Source organism: Micromonospora qiuiae, assembly GCF_016863555.1.
Lineage (GTDB): Bacteria > Actinomycetota > Actinomycetes > Mycobacteriales > Micromonosporaceae > Micromonospora > Micromonospora qiuiae.
The window spans coordinates 103,770-111,620 of the sequence record NZ_BOPC01000037.1 but is presented as its reverse complement, the minus strand read 5'-3'; the positions used below and the strand labels follow the sequence as shown (position 1 = coordinate 111,620).

Sequence of the window (7,851 nt, the reverse complement as noted above, 5' to 3'; positions counted from 1 at the left end):
AAGACCCCGGACGGGCGCGATCCGTTGTCACTCGACGCTCTCACCGGGCGCTACTGCGAGACAGGGCCTCTCTCTCCAGATCGGGCCGATCGACTCAACTTCCGTGAGGGTGCGGTGTCAGATCCGCTCGATGAGGCAGCACGTTCACGGAGGTGAGTGGATCATTCGGGACCGTAGAGGGGTAGGCAAGAGTTGGACCGGGCCTCGGCGAGTGTTACTCAGGACGGGGAGATCAGGTCGGTCCTTCAGGGCTTACCGGGAGATGCCGCGGGCTCGAAGGCGAGGCCGGACGCAGGGGGCACCTCGACGAACGAACCGTCAGCGAGCCCGTCTCCGGCTTCGTCTCCTGGCACCTCGACCGGAACCACTCGGCGGCGCGGTCGGCCAGGTATGCCCGCCGCCTGGCTTGGCATAGGGATCGGAAACCGAGCGGTGGCGAGGCGAGGCGACTCCTGGTCAAGACTGGCAAGGGACGACGCCCTGCGGGGACGGGGTTCGGCAGGAGGGGGCATGTCGGCGGTGCTGCAACGCCAACGACAACAACGCCGGCCGACGTGCCAGGGCCCGTAGCCCCACCAGTCCCGACGCGCAGGGCCCGTTGCACCCCCGCCAGTCCATTGGCACGACGGAGGCAAGCCCACCGAACGCCAGCGACGGCAGGACGCTAGCAACCAACGGGACGGCAACAACCGACGGGACGGCAACAACCGCCAGGAGGCCGGCAACCGCCAGGAGGCCGGCAACCGCCAGGAGGCCGGCAACCGCCAGGAGGCCGGCAACCGCCACAGGGAGGCCAGCAACCGCCAGGACCCCAGCAACCGACGGGACAGCAGCAGGGGCAGGACGGGCAGCGGCCGGGGCGACGGAGCGCCGAAGGGACCTGAGCCCTCGGATCGCTGGCGTGGGAGAGGTTCCCCCGGCCATGCAGCCAACGGTGGCCGGGGCGGCGAGAAGCCCGCTACCGCCAGCAGGGGCCACGCCCACCGCCAGGCCCTTCAGGTGGGGTGGTGCGGGGCGTTCGGCGGGCCAGTGGGCATCCTGGGCGGCCCGAGGGCGTACTCAGAGGGGCGGCTGCGGGCACTGGTCGCGAAACATGCCCGCTTCAGCTATGGCACCGACCGGCGTCCCAAAAAACCGTGGGCTGGTTTCACGTGAAACCAGCCCACGCCGACCGCTCCAGTGCCGTCGATCGCCGGTTGCGCTACCGCCGCCGGGCCCTGTCCCAGTCGGAGCAGGGCTTGCCCCTGCTTGCAGGCGCACCGGCGACAGGGCGGTGGAGGTGAGGCGGCCTCCTGGCCGAGGCTGGCTGGCGGGGAGGGCAGAGTGCATGCATGGCCGACGACAAGTCCTCCGACCCACGTACCAAGGCCCGTCGCCGCCCCGCCACTCCCGGCGCGCCAGCCCGTTCCAACCCGGCCAGTCCCGACGTGCCAGGGCGCCTCGCAACGCCGCGCCAGTTCTATTGGCAGCCTCTCTTACAACTCGGACTCTGCCCGTTCGACGCCGATCAGGCCGACAATCCGTTCCAGGTCGTCGACCGTGGCGAACTCGATCGTGATCTTCCCCTTGTTGCGTCCGATATCGACCTTCACCCGGGTGTCGAAGCGGTCGGAGAGCCGATCAGCGAGGTCGTTCAAGGCGGGTGCGTGCGGCTTCGGTCGACGCTTGGTCGACTCCTTCTTTCCCGGCCCCTCGCTGAGGGTCAGCGCGACGATCTCCTCGGTCGCGCGGACCGACAGGCCCTCGGCGACGATTCGCAACGCGAGCTGCTCCTGGGTATCCGGATTCTCCAGGCTGAGCAGCGCCCGAGCGTGTCCCGCGGACAGCACCCCGGCGGCCACCCGCCGCTGCACCTGGGCCGGCAGGTTCAGCAGCCTGATGGTGTTCGAGATCTGCGGTCGGCTACGCCCGATCCGGCGGGCCAGTTCTTCGTGGGTGGCGCCGAACTCCTCCAGCAGCTGCTGATAGGCGGCGGCCTCTTCCAACGGGTTCAGGTTCGCTCGGTGGATGTTCTCCAGGAGCGCGTCCCGCAGCATCGCGTCGTCGCGGGTGTCGCGGACGATTGCCGGGATACTTTCCCGGCCGACCGCCTGCGCCGCCCGCCACCTGCGCTCGCCCATGACGAGTTCGAACTTCTCGCCGTCGAGCTGCCGCACCACGATCGGCTGGAGGAAGCCGACCTCCTGGATGGAGGTCTTCAGTTCCTCCAGCGCCTCCTCGTCGAAGACCTGCCGCGGCTGTTTGGGGTTGGGCACGATCGAGTCGACCGGGATCTCGGCGAAGCGAGCACCGGGCACCGGGCTGAGGATCGGATCCTCCGGCTCGCTCGTTGGTGCCGCCGGCGGCGGCACGGCCGGCCGGCCGGCGTCGGCCGTGTCGATCGTTCCAGCCGCTACGACACCGACGCCAGCGCCGGCATCGGGGGCCGGCCCGGTCGGGATGAGCGCCCCAAGGCCCCGCCCCAGACCACCCCGAGGACGGTTCTTCATACCACGCCTCCCAGCGCCTCGTCCGCACTACGCATTACGGCTCACCGGTTCCTTGACCCCTCGCTCGGCAATCTCCTGGGCGGCTTCGAAGTAGCTCGTAGCCCCCCGCGAACCGGGATCGTAGGTCATCACCGATTGGCCGTAACTGGGTGCTTCCGAGACCCGGACGTTACGCGGAATCACCGCCTGGAGCACCTTGTCTCCGAAGTGGTTCCGAACGTCCTGCTCGACCGCGTCGGCGAGCCGGGTGCGCCGGTCGTACATGGTGAGCAGGATCGTGGACACCGCAAGCCGGGGGTTGAGGTGCTGACGGACCAGATTGATGTTGTTGATCAGCTGGTTCAGTCCTTCGAGCGCGTAGTACTCGCACTGGATGGGGATGAGCACTTCCTGAGCGGCCACCAAGGCGTTCACCGTCAACAGGCCGAGCGACGGTGGGCAGTCGATGAAGACGTAGTCGAAGTGCCCGGGGTACGCGTCGATGGCCCGAGCCAGCCGCGACTCGCGCGCCACCACCGACACCAACTCGATCTCCGCGCCAGCCAGATCGATGGTGGCCGGTACGCACCAGAGGTTGGGGATGCCCTCGACCGCCTGGGTCACTTCCTCCAGCGGCACGCTATTGATCAAGCATTCGTAGACGTCCGGCACACCGGTGTGATGCGGGACGTTCAGTCCGGTGGAGGCGTTGCCCTGCGGGTCCAGGTCGACGACCAGCACCCGGTTGCCGTGCAGGGCGAGCGCCACCGCCAGGTTGACCGTGGTCGTGGTCTTGCCCACGCCGCCCTTCTGGTTCGCGACGCACATGACCCGGGTCCGCTCCGGCCGAGGCATGCTCACCTCGCCACTGGGGTTCAGGATCTGCACGGCGCGCATCGCCTCCATAGCCAACGGTGGATCATCCTCTTCGCGCGTTGGAGTTTCATGTGAAACGTACGCGGCGTCAGTGACAGCCGGGACGTACCCCGCCGATGCCACGGGCGGGTCAACCGCCGATCGGGGATCGGGCACCACGCCGGGCACTTGCGGGTTGGCCGTTGCCGGCTCGAACCGCGCCGATGCCGAGGTGTTCCGCCGGATCGGTATCACCCGCGCCTCGGGAGTGGCGTTGACCGGCCGGCCGGTCGGATCGGACGCATCTCGCGCCGAAGGCCACGGGACACCCGACGTGGGCACCTCCCGGCCGGACTCCGGATAGCTCTGCGGTGCCTCGGCGGACCGCCAACCCGGGTATTCGGTTTCACGTGAAACAGGGTCGTCCGCTGCCCCGCTCACCCGTGGATCGTCGTACCTGCCGTCGTCATGCACCTGTCATCCCTACCCGCTTCGGATGGTCGGTCCGCACCCCGTCAACCGGGCCACTCGCGCGCTCTCCGCAGAGGTACCGCCCGGCGGGAGCGGCCGGGCCCCGGAGGGCATCGCCGCCCGCTCCACACTATCGGCGCGCGGTCAGCCTACGGCGCATGGGCGCGACAGGTCCACGTCGGGTTCGCAACCCGCTGGCCGCAGCTGGGTGAGACGTCCGAATTGCCGGCCGGGGAGCTGATAATCACCACGACCGGCCCGGTCACCGCCGGCGGGAACGACCGGCTCGCCGATTCCGGGACGCCACCTTGGACGTCGGGCCGAGCACCCGCTCCCGCACGATCTCCGCCACCGTCGTGGGCGGCTCCACGACGCCTTCACCGCACCGGTGCAGCACGGGCTCGCCACCACCCAGACGGTGCACCGCTGCGGCGTGGTCGGCGATCTCCTCGGCCGCCGAGGCGCCCTTCAGGGCGAGCAGACGCCCACCCGGCACGGCCAGTGGCAGGCACCAGGCGGCAAGCCGATCCAGGGGCGCCACCGCTCGGGCCGTCACCACATCGCCCTGCACCGGGTCCGCCTGCGCTGCCAGTTCCTCGGCCCGGCCCCGCAACACCCGGACCGACTCGTGGAGCGCCAGCGCGTCCACCACCTCCTGGAGGAACGCGGTACGACGGGCCAGCGGTTCGATCAGCGTCACCGTGAGGTCAGGTCGGGCGATGGCGAGCACGAGCCCCGGCAGCCCCGCCCCTGATCCCACATCGAGCACGGTCGCGCCGGCCGGAATGAGTTCGGCGACCGCCGCGCAGTTCAGCAGATGACGATCCCAGATCCGAGGAGCCTCGCGCGGGCCGATCAGGCCACGCAGCACGCCGTCGGTGACCAGCAGTTCGGCGTACGCGGCAGCGAGGTCAAGCCGGTCGCCGATCAGTCGCCGGGCCGCCGCGGCCAACTCGGGCGGCAGCACCGCCACGCCCGGGTCGGGCGACCGGACCGCCCGGGGCGGCTCGGGCTGGACAGCCGGCGGCCCGGGCGGCGTACCACCCGGGCCGGACGGGGGACCGCCCATGATGTCGTCCCGCGCCACCCGTTCACTCCGTCGGGCTGACGATGATGCGCCGGTTGGGCTCGACACCCTCGGACTCGCTCTCCACACCGTCGATCGCGTTGACCACGTCGTGCACACACTTGCGCTCGAACGCCGACATCGGCTCCAGTCGCACCGGCTCGCCGTGCTCCTTGACCTTCTCGACAGCGTTACGGGCGACGGCCGCGAGTTCCTTGCGGCGGTTGGCCCGATAGCCCCCGATGTCGAGCAGCAGCCGGCTCGGCGAACCGGTCTGCCGGAAGACGGCGAGGCGGGCAAGTTCCTGAAGCGCCTCCAGGGTGGCGCCCCGCTGACCGACCAGGTTCTGCAGGCGGCCACCGACCACTTCCACCACCGGCCGGCCGCCGGACACCAGCTCGTCGATATCACCGTCGTAGTCGAGGATGTCGAGCAGCCCTTCGACGTAGTCGGCGGCGATCTCGCTCTGCCGGAACAGATCGCTGTCCCCGGCGGCCTTGCTCGGCGCTGGCTCCGCGTCGATCTCCTCCGGTTCGTCGACCGGAGCCGTCGCGGTCGGCTCGTCGTCCAAGGGCTGGTCGGCGCGGGGGATGCTGGTGTCGGTCACGGTGTCATCTCCGTACTCGCTCGGCCGGACCTGAGGGTCCGCTGGTTTCCCGCGGCCGGCGGGAGGTCGCCGGTGCCACGGGCACGTCATCTGTAGAGGCAGTCTCGCCCGTACGCCGCGGCACGCGCGGCGGTTCGCGCTTGCGGCGCCGGCCTTCCGGCGACGGCACCCTCACGCAACGGGCCGCCGCCGTCTCCGGCGGCGGCCCGAACGATATTCAGCCCTTCCGCTTGGCTGGGCGGCCCTTCTTCGGGTTCACCGGCTTGGCACCCGGCTTGGGCGCGGCAACCTTCGGCGCAGCCGGCTTCTGCGGTGCCGCGGCGGGCTTGCTCCGGCCGAACAGGCCACCGGTCTTCGCCAGCTGCGTCCCGTTCCGTCCGGAGGTGCCCGGCTTGCTGGTCGCCGTCACGGGCGGCGGGAACTTGCGCAGCACCCACTGCTGCTGGCCGAGGGTGAAGAGGTTGTTGGTGACCCAGTAGATGATCACGCCGATCGGGAAGATGGCGCCGGAGATCAGCAGCGACAGCGGGATGCCGTAGAGCATCAGGCGCTGGATCATCCGCTGCTGCGGGTCCTCCGCCCAGCCGGTCTTGAGGATCATCTGACGGCTGGTGAGGTACGTGGTGCCCATCATCACCAGCACCAGGACACCAGCCATGATCTTGACGGTGGTGCCGTTGGCGCCGAGCCGAGCCAGTTCCTCTGCCGTGGATCCGAACTTGCCGGCGATCGGCGCGGTGAACAGCGTGGCCGCCGAGGCGCTGTCGAACTGGTCCACCGTCCAGCCGTACAGCGTCTTGGCGCCCTCGCCGCGGTCCGGGTTGAGGCGGCGGAGCACGTGGAAGAGGCCGAGGAAGACCGGGATCTGGAGGAACATCGGAAGGCAGCCCATGAGCGGGTTGGCCTTTTCCTTCCGGTAGAGCTCCATCATCTCCTTCTGGAGCGTCTCCCGGTCACCCTTGTGCTTCTCCTGCAGCGCCTTCACCTGAGGCTGGAGCGCCTGCATCGCCCGCTGCGACTTGATCTGCTTGACGAAGACCGGGAACAGGATCACCCGGACGGTGACCACCAGGAAGAAGATCGCCAGGATCCAGGACCAGTTGGTGCCGAGGGCCGCGGTGGCCGGAACCCCGATGGTGTCCCAGACCGAATGCCAGGCCAGCAGGATCCACGAAATCGCGTAGTAGATCCAGTCGAGACTCAATTCTCAGGCTCCAGTCACGTCGGCAGCTCGGCGGCCGCCCGGCTCCGGCACCGGGTCGTATCCACCAGGATTAAATGGGTGGCAGCGCGACAGCCGCCGGACCGTCAGCACGGCCCCCCGGAGCGCACCGTGCCGCGCCATCGATTCGAGGGCGTACGCGCTGCACGACGGGTGGAACCGACAGCGGGCCGGCAGAGCCGGACTTATCCACCGACGGTACGCGATGATGGGCAGGGCCAGCACCCGGGCACCGGCGGTAGCCGGTCGGGGCGACATCGGCTCGCCGCTCACCGTCGCCGTCCTCGGGCGGCCCGGGCAGCGGTGAGCGCGGCGTCCAGATCGGCGCCGAGCCGCTGATACGTGGCCTCCGCCGCTGGCGGCAGAGCGCGTACGACGAGGGTGCTTCCGGCCGGCAGGGCGTCGAGCCGGTCCCGGACCAGATGCCGTAGCCGACGGCGGACCTTGTTCCGGACCACCGCGGGCCCGACGGCCTTGGAAACCACGAAGCCGGCGCGGGGTACCGGCGCGGAGTCCGCCTCCGTGCCACCCCGCACCGGCTTCGGCGCTGTGTCGGTGGGTCCGGCTGTGCTCGGCAGGATCAGGTGGACGACCAGGGTGCCCCGGCCGGCCCGACGACCACCGCGAACCGCTGCGGCGAAGTCGCTACTGCGCCGCAGTCGCTGCGCGGCTGCCAGCACGACGCCACATCCCCCGGAGCAGACCCGATCGGCCTCAGGCCGACAGGCGGGTGCGGCCCTTGGCGCGACGGGTCGAGATGATGGCGCGGCCGGCCCGGGTGCGCATGCGCAGCCGGAAGCCGTGGGTCTTCGCGCGCCGGCGGTTGTTCGGCTGGTAGGTGCGCTTGCTCACGTCAGGCTCTCCGTTGTCGGACGCCCCGGGACGAATTGATCGCCGGGGTCGTGGTGGTCCAGGCCGCCGCTGTGGTGGCCCCGATCGGCGCTGCCCAGGCGGTGCGACACCTCCCCGGCACTCGACGACACCTCGACGAGCGGGAGAAACGACCGCGGACAGCAAGCACCCATCACCCTAGCAGAGGGCGTGAGAGCAGCCTCTCCAGCCTAGGTCGGGGTGCAATGACCGTCAAACCACCTCGGCCACGCCGGTAACCTGCGGTAGAGCGCGAATTTTCCCGCATGTTGACAAGGGTGCGGGTGCGTCG

8 protein-coding genes are annotated in these 7,851 nt (G+C 70.0%); all 8 read right to left on the bottom strand.

The genetic code is table 11. The features are described 5' to 3' along the window. Positions 1-1,475: 1,475 nt before the first annotated feature. The 8 genes from Vqi01_RS14825 to rpmH all read right to left on the bottom strand — a co-directional run bounded on the left by Vqi01_RS14825 (position 1,476) and on the right by rpmH (position 7,541). Positions 1,476-2,489: a ParB/RepB/Spo0J family partition protein gene (locus tag Vqi01_RS14825; RefSeq protein ID WP_204035361.1), complete on the bottom strand. Its 1,014-nt coding sequence runs from the start codon at positions 2,487-2,489 to the stop codon at positions 1,476-1,478. A gap of 27 nt (positions 2,490-2,516) precedes the next feature. Further along, on the bottom strand, positions 2,517-3,797 hold the full coding sequence (locus tag Vqi01_RS31305) for a ParA family protein (RefSeq protein ID WP_275408807.1): 1,281 nt from the start codon (positions 3,795-3,797) through the stop codon (positions 2,517-2,519). A gap of 259 nt (positions 3,798-4,056) precedes the next feature. Further along, positions 4,057-4,881, bottom strand: a complete 825-nt coding sequence (rsmG, locus tag Vqi01_RS14815; protein ID WP_372444361.1) for a 16S rRNA (guanine(527)-N(7))-methyltransferase RsmG — start codon at positions 4,879-4,881, stop codon at positions 4,057-4,059. A gap of 4 nt (positions 4,882-4,885) precedes the next feature. Continuing rightward, entirely contained in the window at positions 4,886-5,467 is a 582-nt protein-coding gene (locus tag Vqi01_RS14810) for a Jag family protein (RefSeq protein ID WP_204035360.1), read from the bottom strand. 217 nt (positions 5,468-5,684) lie between these two features. After that, positions 5,685-6,671 (bottom strand): membrane protein insertase YidC, encoded by a 987-nt coding sequence (gene yidC / locus Vqi01_RS14805; RefSeq protein ID WP_204035359.1) that lies wholly within the window; start codon positions 6,669-6,671, stop codon positions 5,685-5,687. A 3-nt stretch (positions 6,672-6,674) separates the two neighbouring features. Continuing rightward, on the bottom strand, positions 6,675-6,947 hold the full coding sequence (gene yidD, locus Vqi01_RS14800; RefSeq protein WP_204035371.1) for a membrane protein insertion efficiency factor YidD: 273 nt from the start codon (positions 6,945-6,947) through the stop codon (positions 6,675-6,677). Between the two features lie 11 nt (positions 6,948-6,958). After that, positions 6,959-7,369, bottom strand: a complete 411-nt coding sequence (rnpA, locus tag Vqi01_RS14795; RefSeq protein WP_204035358.1) for a ribonuclease P protein component — start codon at positions 7,367-7,369, stop codon at positions 6,959-6,961. A 34-nt stretch (positions 7,370-7,403) separates the two neighbouring features. Beyond that, complete coding sequence (rpmH, locus tag Vqi01_RS14790) at positions 7,404-7,541, bottom strand: 50S ribosomal protein L34 (RefSeq protein ID WP_074478258.1); 138 nt, start codon at positions 7,539-7,541, stop codon at positions 7,404-7,406. Positions 7,542-7,851: the final 310 nt, after the last annotated feature.

What these genes read in the sequence shown, in the direction of transcription:
- yidD (WP_204035371.1), bottom strand. Translation starts at nt 6,947, where the DNA reads ATGTCGCCCCGACCGGCTACCGCCGGTGCCCGGGTGCTGGCCCTGCCC.
- Vqi01_RS14825 (WP_204035361.1), bottom strand. Translation starts at nt 2,489, where the DNA reads ATGAAGAACCGTCCTCGGGGTGGTCTGGGGCGGGGCCTTGGGGCGCTC.